Source organism: Embleya sp. NPDC005971, assembly GCF_040629175.1.
Classification (GTDB): Bacteria; Actinomycetota; Actinomycetes; order Streptomycetales; family Streptomycetaceae; genus Embleya.
In genome coordinates this window covers 114,758-132,046 of record NZ_JBEXUX010000021.1, presented here as the reverse complement: position 1 = coordinate 132,046, position 17,289 = coordinate 114,758, and the positions used below count along the sequence as shown (strand labels likewise).

The window sequence follows — 17,289 nt, the reverse complement described above, 5'->3', positions numbered from 1 at the left end:
CTGAATCAGCCGATTCCGGGGATGAGCGAGACGAGCAGGTCGATGAGCTTGATCCCGACGAACGGGGCGATCAGGCCGCCGAGACCGTAGATCCGCAGGTTGCGACCGAGCAGCTTGTCCGCCGACATCGGCCGGTAGCGCACGCCCCGCAGGGCCAGTGGGATCAGCGCGACGATGATCAGGGCGTTGAAGACGACCGCCGAGATGATCGCCGACTCGGGGGTGGCGAGCTGCATGATGTTCAGCTTGTCCAGCGGGCCGAGCGCCTCGGCGCCCTTGATGCTCGCGAACATCGCCGGGATGATCGCGAAGTACTTCGCGACGTCGTTGGCGATCGAGAACGTGGTGAGCGCGCCGCGGGTGATCAGCAACTGCTTGCCGATCTCGACGATCTCGATCAGCTTGGTCGGGTTGGAGTCGAGGTCGACCATGTTCCCGGCCTCTTTGGCCGCCGAGGTGCCGGTGTTCATCGCCACACCCACGTCGGCCTGGGCCAGCGCCGGTGCGTCGTTGGTGCCGTCGCCGGTCATCGCGACCAGCTTGCCGCCGGCCTGTTCGCGCTTGATGAGCGCGAGCTTGTCCTCGGGGGTGGCCTCGGCGAGGAAGTCGTCGACGCCGGCCTCGTCCGCGATGGCCTTGGCGGTCAGCGGGTTGTCGCCGGTGATCATCACGGTCCGGATGCCCATCCGGCGCAGTTCGTCGAACCGCTCCCGCATGCCCTCCTTGACCACGTCCTTGAGGTGGATCACGCCCAGGATCCGGGCGCCGTCCACGTCCTCGACCGCGACCAGGAGCGGTGTGCCGCCGGCGGCGGAGATGCCGTCGACCAGTTCGCCGGACCGGGCCGGCACCACGCCGCCGCGCTCGGACACCCACGCGTTGATCGCGGAGGCGGCGCCCTTGCGCACCATCCGCCCACCGCGGTCCTCGGTCAGGTCCACGCCCGACATCCGGGTCTGCGCGGTGAAGGCGATCCATTCGGCGTGCGTGAGCTCGCCCTGGTGCCGCTCGCGCAGCCCGTACCGCTCCTTGGCCAGCACCACGATCGAGCGGCCCTCGGGCGTCTCGTCCGCGAGCGAGGACAACTGCGCGGCGTCGGCCAGTTCGGCCTCGGTCACGCCGTCCACCGGGACGAACTCGGACGCCTGTCGGTTGCCCAGGGTGATCGTGCCCGTCTTGTCCAGCAGCAGCGTCGACACGTCGCCCGCCGCCTCGACCGCGCGTCCCGACATGGCCAGCACGTTGCGCTGCACCAGTCGGTCCATGCCCGCGATGCCGATCGCCGACAGCAGCGCCCCGATCGTCGTCGGGATCAGGCAGACCAGCAGCGCGACCAGGATGATCAGCGACTGCTCGGCGTGCGCGTACATCGCGATCGGCTGCAGCGTGACGACGGCGAACAGGAAGACGATGGTCAGCGACGCGAGCAGGATGTTGAGCGCGACCTCGTTCGGCGTCTTCTGCCGGGCGGCGCCCTCGACGAGGGCGATCATCCGGTCGATGAAGGTCTTGCCGGGCTCGGTGGTGATCTTGACGACGATCCGGTCCGACAACACCTTCGTACCGCCGGTCACCGCGGACCGGTCGCCGCCGGACTCGCGGATCACCGGCGCGGATTCGCCGGTGATCGCCGACTCGTCCACGCTGGCCACGCCGTCCACGACGTCGCCGTCACCGGGGATGATGTCGCCGGCTTCGCACACCACGAGGTCGCCGACGGCCAACTCGGTTGCCGCGACCCGCTCTTCCCTGCCGGCGACCACGCGCCGGGCGACCGTGTCGGTCTTGGCCTTGCGCAGCGTGTCGGCCTGCGCCTTGCCGCGCCCTTCGGCGACCGCCTCGGCCAGGTTGGCGAACACCACGGTCGCCCAGAGCCAGACGGTGACCACCCAGGCGAAGACACTCGGGTCCTTGATCGCCATGACGGTCGTGATGACCGACCCGATCTCGACCACGAACATGACCGGTGTGCGGACCATGACCCGGGGGTCGAGCTTGAGCAGGGCTCCGGGCAGCGACTTGAGCAGTTGGCGGGGTTCGAACAGGCCGGCCGAGACCCGGCCGGGGCCGGTGGGTGACTCGACGTGTTCTTCGGTGGGGCGTATCGCGGTGTCTGTCATGCCAATCCCTCGGCAAGCGGCCCGAGAGCCAGGGCGGGGAAGAAGGTCAGGCCGGTGATGATCAGGATCACGCCGACGAGTTGGCCCACGAACAGGGGCCGATGCGTCTGCAGGGTGCCCGCCGTGTCCGGAACGCTCTTTTGTTCGGCCAGTCGACCGGCGAGGGCGAGCACGAGGCAGATCGGTACGAATCGGCCGATCAGCATGGCCAACCCGATCATCGTGTTGTAGAACTCGGTGTTCGCGCCGAGCCCGGCGAACGCGCTGCCGTTGTTGTTGGCGCCCGAGGTGAACGCGTAGAGCACCTCGGAGATGCCGTGCGGCGAATCGGAGTTGAGGATCGCGGCCTGTTCACCGGGCAACGCGAGGGCGATGCCGGTGAAGGTCAGGATGGTGGCGGGGACCACCAGGATGTACATCGCGACCAGCTTCATCTCGCCGGCGCCGATCTTCTTGCCCAGGTACTCGGGCGTGCGGCCGACCATCAGACCGGCGACGAAGACCGCCAGGATCGCCATGATCAGGATCCCGTACAGACCGGAGCCGACACCGCCCGGCGTGATCTCGCCGAGCATCATCCCCAACAGGGTGATGCCGCCGCCCAGTCCGGTGTAGGACGAGTGGAACGAGTTGACCGCACCGGTGGAGGTCATCGTGGTGGACACCGCGAAGACCGACGAACCGGGGATGCCGAACCGCTGTTCCTTGCCCTCCATCGCACCGCCCGCGAGTTCGGGGGCCGCGCCGTTGCCGTGCGCCTCGGTCCACCACATCAACAGGACGGCGACGAACCAGATCACGAACATCGCGGCGAGGATCGCGTAGCCCTGCTTGAGGTTGCCGACCAGGCGCCCGAAGGTGCGGGGCATCGAGAACGGGATCAGCAGGATCAGGAAGATCTCGCAGATGTTGGTGAACGCGTTGGGGTTCTCGAACGGGTGCGCGGAGTTGGCGTTGAAGAAGCCGCCGCCGTTGGTGCCGAGTTCCTTGATCACCTCCTGCGAGGCCACCGGACCACCGGGGATGGTCTGCGATCCGCCGGAGAGCGTCCGCACGGTCTGCGGGTCGGCCAGGTTCTGGATGGTGCCGGACGCGACCAGCACGATCGTGCCGATGATCGCGATCGGCAGCAGGATCCGGATCGAACCGCGGATCAGGTCGACCCAGAAGTTGCCGATCTCGCCCGAGCGGACCCGAACGAACCCGCGCACCAAGGCGATCGCCACCGCCATGCCCACCGCGGCCGACACGAAGTTCTGCACGGTCAGCCCGACCATCTGGACCGTGTGGCCCATCGCGGTCTCACCGGAGTACGACTGCCAGTTCGTGTTCGCGGTGAACGACGCGGCGGTGTTGAACGCCTGGTCCGGCGTGATCGGCTTCATCCCGAGGTCGAACGGGAGGTGGTCCTGGAAGCGCTGCAGGGCGTACAGGCCCAGCAGCGAGAACATCGAGAAGCCGAGCACGCTGCGCAGGTAGACGGTCCAGCGCTGCTCGGCGTTCGGGTCGGCGCCGATCAGCTTGTACAGGACGCGCTCACCGCGCAGGTGCTTGTCGCTGGAGTACACCCGGGCCATGTAGTCGCCGAACGGGCGATGGACCGCGGCCAGGACGGCTATCAGCAGGGACAGCTGGAGTATCCCCGCGAGCGTGACGCTCACCTAGAACCTCTCGGGGAAGATCAGGGCCAGGACCAGGTAGCCGAGCAAAGCGATGGCAACGCTCAGGCCGACGATGCTGTCCGCGTTCACAGCTTCGCCACCCCCTTGGCGATCAAGACGACCAGCGCGAAGAACGCGATCGTCAGGAATACGAAGGCCAGATCAGCCATCGCGGATGCTCCTTGGGACGGACAGGCGCTTGATCGCCCGTAGCGAGGTCATTGATAGCACTTCCAAGCCGTCAAAAATCCTCATAAACAGGGCAAAACCGAAAGCGTTGGCGGCGCCCTAACGCACCCATATGCCTTCTTGACGCGCCCTTGACATCAAGATTCGACGCCCCCGGAACCGCGCCCGCGCGCGGGCCGGTGCCACACCCGTCCACGCCCCCACCCACGCCCCGCCCACGCCCCCGACATGCACGAAGCCCGGCCCCGCCTTTCGGCGGAACCGGGCTTCGGTGTCTCTCGGGGACCTGCGCCGTTACCGGACCTCGGTGATCTCCGGGCCACGCTGGAACGGGTCCAGGTCGCCCGCGAAGCGGTCCTCCTCGGCGCCCTGCGGCGGCACCGCGAGCCCGCTGTTCGGGTCGACCTGCGCGTTCTCCGGCAGGCGGAGCAGGATCGGGTCGCGCGGCGCCATCGGCTCGTTGCCGCGCACCACCACGGTGTCGCGGAACATGCTCTCCAGGTCGGCACCCACCGCGGGGTCCACCGCGGCACGACCGGAGATCACCCCGCGCAGGAACCAGCGCGGCCCGTCGCAACCGACGAAGCGCACCAACTGGTGGCCCTGTGTGCCGTCCGGAAGCTGGACCGGCACCTGGGCCCGCAGTTCCCAGCCCAGGCCGGAGTCCTGCTCGTCCACGATGCCACCCTGCTGGGTGATCCCGGAGGCGATCTCGGCACGCACCTCGTGCCAGATGCTCTCGTTACGCGGGGCGGCGAACGCCTGCAGTTGCAGACCGCTGTCCTCCAGCACCACGGTGGCCGCGATGATCAGGTCGTTGGAGACCTCGACCCGCAACTCCATCCGCGGGTCGCTCGGGATCAGCATCCCGCCGAGGTCGATGCGGTCCTCGTGCGGGTCCTCGAGCTCGTCGAAGTCCCACGGACCGTCCGGCCGGGGCGCGGGCGGGATCGGTCGGCTCAGCTCGTCGAGGTCCGAGTCGTCGGAGCCTTGCCCGGCCCCGTCGCTCGAAGCCTCGTCGGCATCGCCCTCGTCCTCGATGATGCCGTCGAGGTCATCGTGCTCCTCGACGGGCAGATCATCCTTTTCGCTGCGTCGGCGACGACCGAACACGTCACAGTCCTTCCCTGTCGGAAGCCGAGTCTTGCATGCCCGCGTTGCCCGCCGCCCCGGCGCTCGAAACGCCGATCGCGGCGTGGCCGCCGGTGGATCCGAAGCCGCCTTCGCCGCGCCCGGAACCGGGCAACTCGGCGACCTCGTGGAACCCCGCTCGCTCGACTCGTTGGATCACGAGTTGGGCGATTCGGTCGCCGCGACGAAAAACGACCGGCGTACGCAGGTCGTGGTTGACCACGACAACCTTGATTTCGCCACGGTATCCCGCATCGACGGTGCCTGGGGCGTTCACCAGGGATACTCCGCACCGCGCGGCGAGTCCGGAGCGCGGGTGCACGAAGGCGGCATAGCCGTCCGGGAGCGCGATCGCGATGCCGGTGGGCAGCACCACACGCTCACCGGGGGCGATCTCGGCGTCCTGCGCGGTCACCAGATCGGCGCCGGCGTCGCCGGGGTGCTCGTACGCGGGCAGCGGCAGTTCGGGGTCCAGCCGGCGCACCAGGATGTCCACACTCGTGCTCACGGGTTCACCTCGAACGCTCGGGCCGCCTTCATCAGGTCGGGGTTGTCCATGACGCGCTGTACGTCTTCCGCACGTCCATTGTCGACGAAGTGCTCGAGTCCCACGCTCACGAACAGCGCCGCCGCCTCGACCGCGACCGGTCCGTCCGGGGCGTCGAGCCGGCCCACCGCGCGCAGGTAGATCTTGCGGCCGGCCACCGCCTCGCACCACGCGTGGATGTACAGCGTGGACCCCACCGGCACCGGGCGACGAAAGTCCGTCTCCAGGTGCCCGGTCACCGCCGTGGTGTGCAGCATGTACCCGATCGCGCCGAGTGCCTCGTCGAACGCGCAGGTCAGCAGCCCGCCGTGGGCCAGGCCCGGGGCTCCCTGGTGCAGCGCGGTGACGGTGAACTCGGCGTCCACGGAGACGCCCTCGCCGGCGCGCGCGCGAATGCGCAGCCCGCCCGGGGCGGCCTCGCCGCAGCCGAAGCAGTCGCTGTAGTGCTCGCCCAGCTCGGTGCCGGGAGGAGGCGCGTCCGGGTGGAGCCGGGGCACCACCGCTTCCGGAGGCGGGGTCAGGGATGTTGGTCGACTCACGCCGAAGGACACTACCGTCGTTCCGACCGACACCCGCGCAGCGGCTTGGGAGCCGCCGGCGCCGCGGCCCGAAAGGGGCGCGGGACGGAAGGAAGCGCATGACCAAGAGTGTGGTCGTCACCGGGGCGACCGGTGGGATCGGCCTTGCCGTGGCCCTGGAGCTGGCCGGATCCGGCTTCGACGTGATCGGCACGGCCAGGACCCACGAGCGGGCCGAGCGCCTGCGCGAGGCCGCCGAGCGGGCCGAGGTGGGCGTGCGCACGGTCCTGCTCGACGTCGCCGACGCCACCTCGACGGTGCAGGCCTTCACCGAGATCGCCCAGATGACCGCGGGCGGCCCGTGGGCCGTGGTCAACAACGCCGGGATCGCGCAGCCGGGTGCGATCGAGGACGTGGACGACGAGCAGATCCGCGCCCAGTTGGAGACCAACCTGGTCGCGCCCGCGCGGATCGCCCGGCTGGTGCTGCCGCAGATGCGCAGACGTCGGGACGGGCGGATCGTCAACATCTCCTCCCTCTCCGGCCGCGTCTCGACCCCGTTCGTGGGCTGGTACTGCGCGAGCAAGCAGGGGCTGGCCGCGATCACCGACGCGCTGCGGATCGAGACGGCCGGGTTCGGCGTCAAGGTGGTGCTGATCGAGCCGGGCAGCTTCGGCACGAACATCTGGGAGCGCGGCATGTCCCGGCTGCCGCCGCGCAAGACGTCGGCCTACAACGACTCCTACGACCTCGTGGACGACGTGGCGCGCCGGGCGAAGGCGCTGCCCGCTCCGACGCCGGTCGCGCACGCCGTACGCGTCGCGCTGAGCGTGCCCAGACCCCGGCCGCGCTACCTGGTGGGCAACGACGCCAGGGCGGGTGCGCTGCTCGACCTGGTGGCCCCGACCGCTCTTTCGGATTACGCCAAAGGGGTGGCGACCGGCCTGCGTACGCCGCCGGAGCGGGTCACCCGCGCGCTGGCCCGGTTGACCCGGCGGCACGGCCCCCGCTGAACCGCGTCGGCCGCCCATGACAGGCTGGTGCCATGCAGGCGTACAGCGAACGACTCGGCGTGCCGGCCTCGTGGTGGGCCCTGACCGTCCTGATGGCCGTCTCGGGCGGGTTGGTGGGCCTGGCCTTCGGGATCGTGGCCACCATCGTGCTCGCCTTGGCCCTGGGCGCCCTGACGGCCTGGGCCACCAGTGCCTACGGCGCGGCGCGGATCACCGTGACCGATACCGAGCTGCTGGCGGGTCGGGCCAGGATTCCGCTGACCGCGCTCGGTGCGGGCGTCGCGCTCGACCCCGAGCAGGCCCGCTCGCTGCGGATGGAGAACGCGGACCCGCGCGCGTTCATGGTGCTGCGTGCGTACATCCCGGGAGCCGCGCGGATCGAGGTCACCGACCCGGCCGACCCCACGCCCTACCTGTATCTGTCCTCGCGCAACCCGCAACGTCTGGTCGACGTGGTGGCCGCGCTGCGCGCCCGCGCCTGACCGGACGCGGACGGATCGATCCCGGCTCGGGCGAGCCGGGAGTGCGTGCGGGATCCGGCGCCGAGTCGGGCACCGGACAGTCAAGAACGCCCGCCGGTGCATCGGCGGACGTTCGACTTCGTACGTCATGCGTGCGGTTTCATCGTTTCCCACGCTCCGTATCGTGCTCTCGCGTTCAAGGACGCTCGGCGAACGTCGACGGTCCAACTCCTGCCGGTACCCGTATGGCGTGTGCAGGGTTGCCGTTCATCGCCGGTCGTCCTCGACCGCACACGATCAGGCGCAGTCGCTGCAGATCGCCTGGCCGTCCTTCTCCTTGGCGAGCTGGCTGCGGTGGTGCACCAGGAAGCAACTGGAGCACGTGAATTCGTCGGCCTGCTTCGGGACGACCCGGACGGACAGCTCCTCATTGGAGAGGTCCGCACCGGGAAGCTCGAGAGACTCGGCCTGCTCGAACTCGTCGACGTCGACCGAACCGGCCGACTTGTCCACGCGCCGAGCCTTCAGCTCCTCGATGCTGTCTTCGTTGATGTCGTCATCGGTCTTACGCGGGGTGTCGTAGTCGGTTGCCATGTACCTCTCCCCCTCCGGGTGGATCTGCGGTGCTGGGTCATGCGGACATCGCCCGAGGACCTTCGTGGACGATGCCTTCAGCGCACGTAACGCGCGAGGGGCCGGAGTTGTGCCCGACCCGGAGCGCAGATTTTGCCTTACATCAAGGCTCGTTACGCAATCGACACCCAACCGAACCCCCAAAGAGGTGACTTGGTTGGATGGGGGGCCACTGTAACCCCGTACCGCCCTGCACAACCAGGAGGAATCGTGACGGTCTACGCGCTGGGTGATCAAGTGCCCAAGGTGCACCCCGATGCGTATGTGCATCCCGACGCGGTCGTGATCGGCAGCGTGGAGATCGGCGCGGATTCTACGGTGTGGCCGGGTGCCGTATTGCGCGCCGATCACGGCCGGATCGTGATCGGCGAGCGTACGTCGGTACAGGACGGGTGCGTACTGCACACGACGGCGCCGTGGCCGACGGTAGTGGGCGACGAGTGCGTGATCGGTCACATTGTGCATTTGGAGGGCTGCGTGATCGAGGATCGTTGCCTGGTGGGCAACGGCGCGGTGGTCATGCATCAGGCCGTGGTGCGCACAGGTGCCCTGGTGGGAGCGGGTGCGGTGGTCGGAAATCGGATCGAGGTGCCGTCCTACGCGATGGCGCTCGGGGTGCCGGCGAAGATTCGTGAGAACGCGGTCGCGCCCGGCGCGTTCGCGGAGGCGGTGCGCAGTTACGTCGAGAACGGTCGTCGATTCCGTCGGGACCTGTACCGAATCGACTGATCGGCACGAGGCGCCACGACCGGCGGGTGTGGCGGATCGCACACGCCCGCTTCGGTTTGAAGGCCCCGTTCGCCCCCGTATATAAGTGCGACACGGGGGGCTGGGAATCACACGGGGAGTGTTGTGCTCGAGTTGGCCGGCCTGGACAAACGGTTCGGTGGGAAGGTCGTCCTCGACGACCTCTCACTGACCGTACAACCAGGCCAAATGTTTGGTTTCGTCGGTACCAATGGTGCCGGAAAGACCACGACCATGCGCATCGCGCTGGGCGTGTTGGCGTCGGACGCCGGGGAGATCCGTTGGCGCGGCGCGCCGGTGGACCGCGGCATGCGACGACGGTGGGGCTACATGCCCGAGGAGCGTGGGCTGTACCCGAAGATGCGCATCCGGGATCAGCTCGTCTATCTGGCCGAGTTGCACGGCATGACGCGGACCCGGGCGCACGAGTCGGCCGAGCACTGGTTGGACCGGCTCCAGGTGGCGGGCGGGCCGACGGATCGGCTGGAGACCCTGTCCCTGGGCAACCAGCAGCGGGTGCAGTTGGCCGCCGCGCTCGTGCACGAGCCGGAGCTGCTGGTGCTGGACGAGCCGTTCTCCGGTCTCGACCCGGTCGGCGTCGACGTGATGGCCGGCGTGCTGCGCGAGCGCACCGCCGCGGGTGCCTCGGTGGTCTTCTCCAGCCATCAACTCGAACTGGTCGAGTCGTTGTGCGACGCGGTCGGGATCATCAACAAGGGACGCATGCACGCCGTCGGCACCGTCGCCGAGCTGCGCGGGGACGACCGCGCGGTGCGCTACCGGGTGCGGCTCGCGCAGGCGCCGACGGGCTGGGCGGACGAGGTGTCCGGGGTCAAGGTGCTCTCCGCGCAGGAGGACACGGTGCTGGTCGAACTGCTTGCCGGGACGAGCGAGCAGACGCTGCTCGACGCGGCCCGGGCGGCGGGCCGGGTGCTGGCCTTCGCGCCCGCGACCCCCTCGCTCGCCGAACTCTTCCGCGAGGTCGTCAACGGGACGGAGGTCGGCGCGTGAGCACCGGCGGCAGCACGTTTTGGTCCGCCGTGCGGCTGGTCGCGCGCCGCGAGTTCACCGAGCGCATCCGGGACCGGGGCTTTCAGGTCTCGGTCGGGGTGATGCTGGCCATCCTGCTCGCGTCGGTGGCCATCCCGGCCGCGCTCGGCAGCGGCTCGGACAAGTACGACGTGGCCTTCCTCGGCCCGCGGCACACCGAGTTGGCGCAGACCGCCCGGCACCAGGCGACGCTGCTGGACGTGGACGTGCGGATCGGCTCGGTCGCCGATCGCGCGGCGGCCGAGAAGGCGCTTTCCGACGGGAAGCTGGACGCGGTCGTGGACGACGGCCGGATCCTGGTGGACAGCAAGCTGGCCGACCCGTTGGCGGCCGTCCTGCAGAGCTCCTGGGCCACCGTGGAGCGCGACCGGCGGCTGGGTACGGCGGGCATCGACCCGGGCGCGGTGAACCAGGCCTCGACGATCGCGCCGATGCCCAAGACCACCCTGGATCCGGACGCGGACCAGCGCGACGCCCGCAAGGGCATCGCGTTCGTCGGCACGCTCGTGCTCTACGGCATGCTCATGTTGTTCTGCATGTGGGTGGCGAGCGGTGTGGTCGAGGAGAAATCCAGCCGGATCGTGGAGATCCTGCTGGCGACCGTGCCCGCCCGGGCGCTGTTGACCGGCAAGGTCCTCGGGATCGGCCTGCTCGGTCTGCTCCAGATGCTGGTCACCGCGGTGGTCGGATTGGCCGCCGCGTCGGCGCTGGGCACCATCGAGTTGACGGGCGCGATGATCTATCCGGTGGCGCTGGTGCTGCTGTGGTTCGTGGTGGGCTACGCGATCTACGCGTGCCTGTTCGCCGCCGCCGCGGCCCGGGTCTCCCGGCAGGAGGATCTGCAGAACGTCGTCACGCCGATGACCTCGCTGCTGATCGCCTCGTTCCTGGCCGCGATCTTCCTCGGCCAAAAGGGCGGCACGCTCGCCCACGTGCTGGCCTATGTGCCGCCGTTCTCGGCGATGTTGCAACCGGCGATGACCGCGGCGGACGAGGTCTCGGTGGCGGAGAACCTGGCCGCGTTCGCGATCGCGCTGCTGGCCCTGGTCGCGCTGGTGCGGCTCGCGGCCCGGATGTACGAGGGCGCGGTGTTGCGGATGGGCGGCAAGGTCGGCTTCAAGGAGTCGCTGGGCGGGTCGGCCCGCAAGAGCTGACCCGGCGGGCACGAGCGCCGAGGCCCACCGTCCCCGAGGGGGCGGCGGGCCTCGGCGTGTTGCGGTCGGGCCGACCTCAGCGTCGGTTGGCCGCCTTGCGGGCCTCCAGGGCGAGCCGGCGCTCCTCGAAGCGCACCACCTGGGAGTCCAGGCCGCCCAGGAACAGCGCGAGCTCCTCACGGGCCTTCTCGCCCTCCGGGCCCAGGTCGGTGCGCTCCATGATCTTGAGGTGGCGCAGCACCGGCAGGATCACGTCGTTCTGGTGGATCGGCAGGTTGTACACGCCGCCCACCGCGAGCTTGGCCGCCGCGCGCTCGAAGCCGCTGATCCCGTGTCCGGGCATCCGGAAGTCGGTGACCATCTCGGTGACCGCCTGCATCGCCTGGTCGGGGGCGATCTCGAAGGCGGCCTTGAGCAGGTTGCGGTAGAAGACCATGTGCAGGTTCTCGTCCGTGGCCACCTTCGCGAGCAGTTGCTCGGCGATCGGGTCGCCACAGGTGCGGCCCGAGTTGCGGTGCGAGACCCGGGTGGCCAGTTCCTGGAAGGTCACGTAGGCGATCACGTGCAGCGGGTTGTCCATGTGGTCGCCCTGGTAGCCGGCCTCCATGTGTTCCATCCGCGAGCGCTCCAGCGCGACCGGGTCCACGGCCCGGGCGGCCATCAGGTAGTCGCGGATCGCGATGCCGTGCCGGCCCTCCTCCGCCGTCCAGCGGTGCACCCAGGTGCCCCACGCGCCGTCGCGACCGAACATCGCCGCGATCTCGTAGTGGTAGCTGGGCAGGTTGTCCTCGGTGAGCAGGTTCAGCGTCAGCGCTATCCGCCCGACGTCGGTGAGCCCGGACTCCTCGGGGGTCCACGCCTCGCCGCCGAGTACGCCGTCGAAGTCGCGACCGGCACTCCACGGCACGTACTCGTGCGGGAACCACTCCTTGGCCACCGCGAGGTGGCGGTCCAGCTCGACGGCGACGACCTGCTCCAGCTCGCGCAGCAGGTGCTCACCGGTCGGGGCGGGGACGAGAAGGTTCATCGGCTCTCCAGGGCATAGGCAGACAACGTCGTACAGCGGCAGACACGGAGGACGGCGCTGTGCATCGCCCGCACGACGCGTCCCTACGATTCCGTAACTTACGACAGCGTAGGTTGGTTCCACCCCAAGACGGAAATGTGATCCACGACTCTCGTACACATGTACGACGAAATCGGGTCGCGCGGCCGGCCGTGCCGGGCCCGCCGCCGACCCGGCTCAGCCCGCCGGGAAGCCGATCCGCATCATCAGGCCGCCTTCTTCGCGCGGCTCGACCTCGATCCAGCCGCCGTGTGCGCGCACGATCGAGCGCACGATGGACAACCCGAGCCCCACGCCCTTGTCGCTGGCGATGCGCTCGGTGCGCAGCCGCCGGAACGGCTCGAACATGTTGTCCACCTCGTAGCCGGGCACCACCGGCCCGGTGTTGACCACGGTGAGCACCGCGACGCCCGCGGTGGACTCGGTGGAGATGTCGACCATGCCGCCGGCCCGGTTGTAGCGCACCGCGTTCTGGATCAGGTTCATCGCGACCCGCTCCAGCAGCACGCCGTTGCCCTGGAGCACGGCGGGACCCAGCTCGTCGTGCAGGGTCACCTTGCGCTCGGACGCCTCGGCGCCGGTCTGGTCCACCGCGCGGCGGGCCACCTCGGCCAGGTCCACCGGCTTGCGCTCGGTCAGCTCGTTGTCGCTGCGGGCCAGCAGCAGCAGGCCCTCGATCAGTCCCTCGCTGCGCTCGTTGGTGGCCAGCAGGGTCTTGCCGAGCTGCTTGAGTTCGACGGACGCCTCCGGATCGCCGAGCGCGACCTCCAGCAGGGTGCGGTTGATCGCCAGTGGCGTGCGCAACTCGTGCGACGCGTTGGCGACGAACTTGCGTTGCGACTCCAACGATCGATCCAGCCGATCGAGCATGTCGTCGAAGGTGTCCGCGAGCTCCTTGAACTCGTCGTCCGGCCCGTCCAGGTCGATCCGCCGGTGCAGGTTGGATCCGGCCACCTCGCGGGCGATCGAGGTGATCCGCTCCAGCGGACGCAACACCCGACCCGCCATCACGTAGCCGAAGCCGAAGGCGATCACCGACAGCAGCAGCAACGCCAGCAACGACTGCTGGAGCAGCGAGTTCAGCGCGGCGTCGCGTTGACGGACCTGCTGGATGCTCTGCCACTTCTCGAACTGGGCGGGCGTCATCGGCACGCCGTTGATGGTCATCAGCGTGTCCGGCGCCAGGCTCAGATTGAGCCGGCCCTCGGTCAGGCTCTGCCGCACCAGCAGATAGACGGTGCCCAGCAGCAGCACCCCGGCGATCAGGAACATCCCGCCGTACAGCGCGGTCAGTCGCATCTTGATGGTGGACCGCAACATCGCGGGCAGTTGCGAGGGGGCCATCCGCGACAGCCGGGACATCTCCGCCGCGTCGTCGGCGTCCCGGCCCAGGATCAGCCGTCGGCCGCCGGCGGCCGGGCGCTGCGGGTCGCGGGCGGGCTCGCGGTTGGGCTTGGGCGGCGCGCTGGGTCGTGGCGGCTGGGGCGGGCGGCCCGGGCGCGGCGGTGGACCGGACTTGATCGCCGGGCCCGGCTTCGTGGGGGTCGGACTCGGCTTCGTGGGCGCGGTCGAGGCGCCCGCGGCCGGCTGCGCGGAGCCGGCTGCGGTACTTCCGGCTTCCGCCGGGACGGCCCGAGAGCTGTCGTTCATGGCGGTCCTCAAATGCGGTATCCGGCGCCGGGCACCGTCAGGATGACGGGCGGCTCGCCGAGCTTGCGGCGCAGCGTCATGACGGTGACCCGCACGACGTTGGTGAACGGATCGGTGTTCTCGTCCCAGGCCTTCTCGAGCAGTTGCTCGGCCGAGACCACGGCGCCGTCGGCGCGCATCAGCACGTCCAGCACCGCGAACTCCTTGGGCGATAGGTGCACCGGAACACCCTCGCGCAGCACCTCGCGCCGGTTCGGGTCGAGCCGGATGCCGGCCCGCTCCAGCACCGGCGGCAGCGGCGAGACGGCTCGCCGGCCGAGTGCGCGCACCCGGGCGATCAGCTCGCTGAACGCGAACGGCTTGGGCAGATAGTCGTCCGCCCCCAGCTCCAGGCCCTCGACCCGATCGCTGACGTCGCCGGCGGCGGTGAGCATCAGCACCCGCATCGGGATGCCGGTCTCCACCACCGCCCGACACACGTCGTCGCCGTGCACGATCGGCAGATCCCGGTCGAGCACCACCACGTCGTAGTCGTTGACGGCGATCCGCTCCAGCGCCGCCTCACCGTCGTATACGACGTCGACGGCCATGGCTTCCCGGCGCAACCCGGTCGCGACCGCGTCCGCCAGGAGCTGCTCGTCCTCGACTACGAGAACCCGCACCGGCTGTGCCTCCTGCTCGATGAAAGGGGATGGATCCGTTGTCCATCTTCCCCCGCGCCCCGGTAAAGCCCGAGTAAGCCGACCGACGGCCCAGGGGGCGGGCGGGCGGCCCGGCCGGACCGGTCCGGAACGGTCCGGCCGCGGACGTTACGGCACCCCCCGAGTGAGGGAAGGATTCCGGTACGCCCCGGAAAGTCCGACACCGTGCCGTTGGGCGGGACAAGTCCCCTGGTCAGACCCCCGGATCGGGGGCCGCCCAAGGCCCGATCGGTGGTTTCCCCGGCGTTGCACGGGGGGTAGGACAACCGAAACCGGCGACGACGAGTGACATTGGGGCGGCCTTATGGACGAATTCACGGCCGGCGTACTGCGACGCATACGTGAGACCGAGCAAGCGCTGAAGCAGGCCTGCGACACCGGCGACGATTTCCTGGTCGAAGTCGAGCAGTCCGAGTTGGACGACCTGCTGCGGATGGCGTCGGAGCATGGCGTGCGGGTGCTTCGCGAAAGCGCCTGAGCCACCGAGACGACACCCGAACCGCAGGCGAACAGCACCCGCACCAGTTTCTTTCCCCCGGCGAGGTCCCGAGCGGACGCCGGGGGTTCGGCTGTCGGGCCGAGGGTCGCGAGGCCCGGATCACCCGATCCGGGCCTCGCGCCCGCTCCGGGTCTACGCGTGCAGAGCGGCCAGGGCCGCCTCGAGTTCGGCGCGCAGCCCGGTGGGGGCGGCCAGGCACACGCTCGACCCGTCGGGCTCGGGCCACAGGTCCTCGATCACCTCGGCCCCGGCCTCGCGGGCGATCAGCGCGCCCGCCGCCACGTCCCAGGGGTTGAGGCCGCGCTCGTAGTAGGCGTCGACGCGGCCTGCCGCCACCGAGCACAGGTCGATCGCGGCCGAACCGCCGCGACGCAGGTCGCGCACGCTCGGCAGCAGCGCGCCGATCACCGCGGCCTGGCGGGTGCGCCGCGGGGTGGTGTAGCCGAATCCGGTCGCCACCAGCGCCCGGGCGAACGGGGCCGCGGGGCGGCAGTGGACGGGCTTGCCGTTGCGATAGGCGCCGCCGCCGCGCACGGCGTGGAAGGTCTCGCCGACCACGGGCACCTCGACCACGCCGAGCAGGGTGCCCTCGGCGGTCTCGGCGGCGATCGACACACACCAGCCGGGCAGGTCGTACAGGTAGTTCACGGTGCCGTCGATCGGGTCGATCACCCAGCGCACGCCGCTGCTGCCGGCACTCGCCTCGCCCTCCTCGCCCAGGAAGCCGTCGTGCGGTCGGTGGGCGCGGATCCGTTCGATGATCAGTTTCTCCGCGGCCGTGTCCATCTCGGTGACCACGTCGGTGGGGCTGCTCTTGGTCGCCGCGACGCCGAGGTCGGCGGGACGCTCGTGCAACAGGAAGCCGCCGGTGTGCCGGGCCGCGTCGCGAGCGATGGCCAGGAGTTCCGCGGTGTCGATCGTCATGCGCCCATCCTGCCGGCGGCACCGGGTGCCCGGCGCCGCCGGCGAGCGCGCCGGCTACCCGTGCAGCGCCGCCCCGCGTGGCGCCCGGGCGGCGGCCTGCGGGTCCGCGCGCAGCGCCCGCGGGTCGGGGCAACAACCCACCGGACACACGTCGTGTGCGGCGCCCAGCGCACCGAGCGCGCAGCGGGCGGGCGCTCGGCCGCGCACCGCGGCGGCGCGCTCCAGCAACAACTCGCGCACCGCGCCCGCGAATCTGGGGTCGGCGCCCGTGGTCGCGGCCCGACTCACCGGCAGCCCGATCCGCGCGGCGGTCGCGGCGGCCTCCACGTCCAGGTCGTAGACCACCTCCATGTGGTCGGACAGGAACCCGATCGGCACCAGCACCACCGCCGGCACCTCCTCTTCGCCGCGCAGGCGCACCAGGTGGTCGTTGACGTCGGGCTCCAACCACGGCACCTGCGGCGGGCCGCTGCGGCTGGAGTACACCAGATCCCAGTCGTGCTCGCGGCCGAGCACCCGGGCGACGCCCTCGGCGACCAGGCGCGCGGTCTCCCGGTGTTGGGCGACGTAGCCGCCGCCGGCCGGGCCCGCGGTGCGCGCGGTGACCGTGGGGATCGAGTGGGTGACCATCACCAGCCGGGCGCCGGCCCGTACCGGCTCGGGCAGTTCGGCCAGCGCGGTCAGTACGTGGTCCACGAGCGGCTCGACGAAGCCGGGGTGGTTGAAGAAGTGCCGCAGCTTGTCGAACGTCGGGGCCCGATCACCGACTTCGGCTCGGGCCTCGATCAGGTTCTCGTGATACTGCGCGCAGCCCGAGTAGGACGCGTAGGCGCTGGTCACCAGGACCGCGGCGCGGCGGATCCCGTCGTCGGCCATCCGCCGCACGGTGTCCGCCAGATACGGGCGCCAGTTGCGGTTGCCCCAGTAGACCGGCAACCGCACGTCGTGCGCGGCGAGATCGGCCTCGACCGCCGCGATCAGGGCGCGATTTTGCGCGTTGATCGGACTGGCGCCGCCGAAGTGCGCGTAGTGGCCGGCCGCCTCCTCGAGGCGTTCGCGGGGGACCCCGCGCCCCGCGGTCACGTTCTCCAGGAACGGGAGCACCTCGTCGGGGGCGTCCGGGCCACCGAAGGAGAGCACCAGGAGCGCGTCGAACGGACTGGGGTCGGGGGCCTGGGTCGCGTGCATGTCTGTGATCCTCGCATCGCCGCCCCCGCCGGCCCGT

Annotated in this window: 18 protein-coding genes; 6 read left to right on the top strand and 12 right to left on the bottom strand. The window is 70.2% G+C overall.

The genetic code is table 11. The features are described 5' to 3' along the window. Window positions 1-5: 5 nt before the first annotated feature. The 6 genes from kdpB to ABZ374_RS20400 form a co-directional block, all read right to left on the bottom strand. Window positions 6-2,120 carry a potassium-transporting ATPase subunit KdpB gene (kdpB, locus tag ABZ374_RS20425; protein ID WP_360312933.1) on the bottom strand — a complete coding sequence of 705 codons (2,115 nt, stop codon included), beginning with the start codon at window positions 2,118-2,120 and terminating at the stop codon, window positions 6-8. Continuing rightward, window positions 2,117-3,781, bottom strand: a complete 1,665-nt coding sequence (gene kdpA, locus ABZ374_RS20420) for a potassium-transporting ATPase subunit KdpA (RefSeq protein ID WP_360312931.1) — start codon at window positions 3,779-3,781, stop codon at window positions 2,117-2,119. Before kdpA ends, kdpB begins: the two co-directional genes overlap by 4 nt. Further along, window positions 3,782-3,871, bottom strand: a complete 90-nt coding sequence (kdpF, locus tag ABZ374_RS20415; protein ID WP_020555859.1) for a K(+)-transporting ATPase subunit F — start codon at window positions 3,869-3,871, stop codon at window positions 3,782-3,784. Between the two features lie 393 nt (window positions 3,872-4,264). Further along, entirely contained in the window at window positions 4,265-5,083 is an 819-nt protein-coding gene (locus ABZ374_RS20410; protein WP_360312929.1) for a DUF3710 domain-containing protein, read from the bottom strand. A 1-nt stretch (window position 5,084) separates the two neighbouring features. Then, window positions 5,085-5,609 (bottom strand): dUTP diphosphatase, encoded by a 525-nt coding sequence (gene dut / locus ABZ374_RS20405; protein WP_360312927.1) that lies wholly within the window; start codon window positions 5,607-5,609, stop codon window positions 5,085-5,087. Next, the gene (locus ABZ374_RS20400; RefSeq protein WP_360312925.1) at window positions 5,606-6,187 is read right to left on the bottom strand and encodes a PaaI family thioesterase; all 582 of its coding nucleotides are present in this window, start codon (window positions 6,185-6,187) and stop codon (window positions 5,606-5,608) included. Before ABZ374_RS20400 ends, dut begins: the two co-directional genes overlap by 4 nt. A 98-nt stretch (window positions 6,188-6,285) precedes the next feature. Here ABZ374_RS20400 and ABZ374_RS20395 point away from each other — a divergent pair, with 98 nt between their 5' ends. Continuing rightward, the gene (locus ABZ374_RS20395; protein WP_360312923.1) at window positions 6,286-7,179 is read left to right on the top strand and encodes an SDR family oxidoreductase; all 894 of its coding nucleotides are present in this window, start codon (window positions 6,286-6,288) and stop codon (window positions 7,177-7,179) included. A 32-nt stretch (window positions 7,180-7,211) separates the two neighbouring features. Continuing rightward, complete coding sequence (locus ABZ374_RS20390) at window positions 7,212-7,661, top strand: DUF3093 domain-containing protein (protein ID WP_360312921.1); 450 nt, start codon at window positions 7,212-7,214, stop codon at window positions 7,659-7,661. Window positions 7,662-7,937: 276 nt separating this feature from the next. Here the strand turns inward: ABZ374_RS20390 and ABZ374_RS20385 are convergent, their stop codons facing one another. Further along, complete coding sequence (locus ABZ374_RS20385; RefSeq protein WP_020555852.1) at window positions 7,938-8,234, bottom strand: DUF4193 domain-containing protein; 297 nt, start codon at window positions 8,232-8,234, stop codon at window positions 7,938-7,940. 249 nt (window positions 8,235-8,483) lie between these two features. On the opposite strand from ABZ374_RS20385, the gene ABZ374_RS20380 reads away from it, so the two are divergent. From ABZ374_RS20380 to ABZ374_RS20370, 3 genes are all read left to right on the top strand, one after another. Beyond that, window positions 8,484-9,002, top strand: a complete 519-nt coding sequence (locus ABZ374_RS20380; protein ID WP_360312919.1) for a gamma carbonic anhydrase family protein — start codon at window positions 8,484-8,486, stop codon at window positions 9,000-9,002. Window positions 9,003-9,125: 123 nt separating this feature from the next. Continuing rightward, window positions 9,126-10,031 carry an ATP-binding cassette domain-containing protein gene (locus ABZ374_RS20375; protein ID WP_360312917.1) on the top strand — a complete coding sequence of 302 codons (906 nt, stop codon included), beginning with the start codon at window positions 9,126-9,128 and terminating at the stop codon, window positions 10,029-10,031. Next, complete coding sequence (locus ABZ374_RS20370; RefSeq protein ID WP_360312915.1) at window positions 10,028-11,224, top strand: ABC transporter permease; 1,197 nt, start codon at window positions 10,028-10,030, stop codon at window positions 11,222-11,224. The genes ABZ374_RS20375 and ABZ374_RS20370 overlap by 4 nt, the downstream gene beginning before the upstream one ends. Window positions 11,225-11,300: 76 nt before the next feature. On the opposite strand, the gene ABZ374_RS20365 is transcribed toward ABZ374_RS20370, so the two are convergent. From ABZ374_RS20365 to ABZ374_RS20355, 3 genes are all read right to left on the bottom strand, one after another. Further along, window positions 11,301-12,251, bottom strand: coding sequence for an acyl-ACP desaturase (locus ABZ374_RS20365; protein WP_360312913.1), 951 nt, complete (start codon window positions 12,249-12,251; stop codon window positions 11,301-11,303). A gap of 216 nt (window positions 12,252-12,467) precedes the next feature. Further along, complete coding sequence (locus tag ABZ374_RS20360; RefSeq protein WP_360312964.1) at window positions 12,468-13,652, bottom strand: HAMP domain-containing sensor histidine kinase; 1,185 nt, start codon at window positions 13,650-13,652, stop codon at window positions 12,468-12,470. Window positions 13,653-13,948: 296 nt separating this feature from the next. After that, window positions 13,949-14,602 carry a response regulator transcription factor gene (locus tag ABZ374_RS20355; protein ID WP_020555846.1) on the bottom strand — a complete coding sequence of 218 codons (654 nt, stop codon included), beginning with the start codon at window positions 14,600-14,602 and terminating at the stop codon, window positions 13,949-13,951. 343 nt (window positions 14,603-14,945) lie between these two features. On the opposite strand from ABZ374_RS20355, the gene ABZ374_RS20350 reads away from it, so the two are divergent. Continuing rightward, window positions 14,946-15,119: a hypothetical protein gene (locus tag ABZ374_RS20350; RefSeq protein ID WP_360312911.1), complete on the top strand. Its 174-nt coding sequence runs from the start codon at window positions 14,946-14,948 to the stop codon at window positions 15,117-15,119. Between the two features lie 153 nt (window positions 15,120-15,272). Here the strand turns inward: ABZ374_RS20350 and ABZ374_RS20345 are convergent, their stop codons facing one another. Continuing rightward, on the bottom strand, window positions 15,273-16,064 hold the full coding sequence (locus ABZ374_RS20345; RefSeq protein ID WP_360312909.1) for an inositol monophosphatase family protein: 792 nt from the start codon (window positions 16,062-16,064) through the stop codon (window positions 15,273-15,275). 54 nt (window positions 16,065-16,118) lie between these two features. Next, entirely contained in the window at window positions 16,119-17,252 is a 1,134-nt protein-coding gene (locus ABZ374_RS20340) for a ferrochelatase (protein ID WP_360312907.1), read from the bottom strand. Between the last annotated feature and the right edge of the window lie 37 nt (window positions 17,253-17,289).

Excerpts from the sequence above, each read along its gene's own strand:
- kdpB (WP_360312933.1), bottom strand. The coding sequence starts at position 2,120 with ATGACAGACACCGCGATACGCCCCACCGAAGAACACGTCGAGTCACCC.
- ABZ374_RS20395 (WP_360312923.1), top strand. The coding sequence starts at position 6,286 with ATGACCAAGAGTGTGGTCGTCACCGGGGCGACCGGTGGGATCGGCCTT.
- ABZ374_RS20390 (WP_360312921.1), top strand. The coding sequence starts at position 7,212 with ATGCAGGCGTACAGCGAACGACTCGGCGTGCCGGCCTCGTGGTGGGCC.
- ABZ374_RS20385 (WP_020555852.1), bottom strand. The coding sequence starts at position 8,234 with ATGGCAACCGACTACGACACCCCGCGTAAGACCGATGACGACATCAAC.
- ABZ374_RS20365 (WP_360312913.1), bottom strand. The coding sequence starts at position 12,251 with ATGAACCTTCTCGTCCCCGCCCCGACCGGTGAGCACCTGCTGCGCGAG.
- ABZ374_RS20360 (WP_360312964.1), bottom strand. The coding sequence starts at position 13,652 with ATGTCCCGGCTGTCGCGGATGGCCCCCTCGCAACTGCCCGCGATGTTG.
- ABZ374_RS20350 (WP_360312911.1), top strand. The coding sequence starts at position 14,946 with ATGGACGAATTCACGGCCGGCGTACTGCGACGCATACGTGAGACCGAG.
- ABZ374_RS20345 (WP_360312909.1), bottom strand. The coding sequence starts at position 16,064 with ATGACGATCGACACCGCGGAACTCCTGGCCATCGCTCGCGACGCGGCC.
- ABZ374_RS20340 (WP_360312907.1), bottom strand. The coding sequence starts at position 17,252 with ATGCACGCGACCCAGGCCCCCGACCCCAGTCCGTTCGACGCGCTCCTG.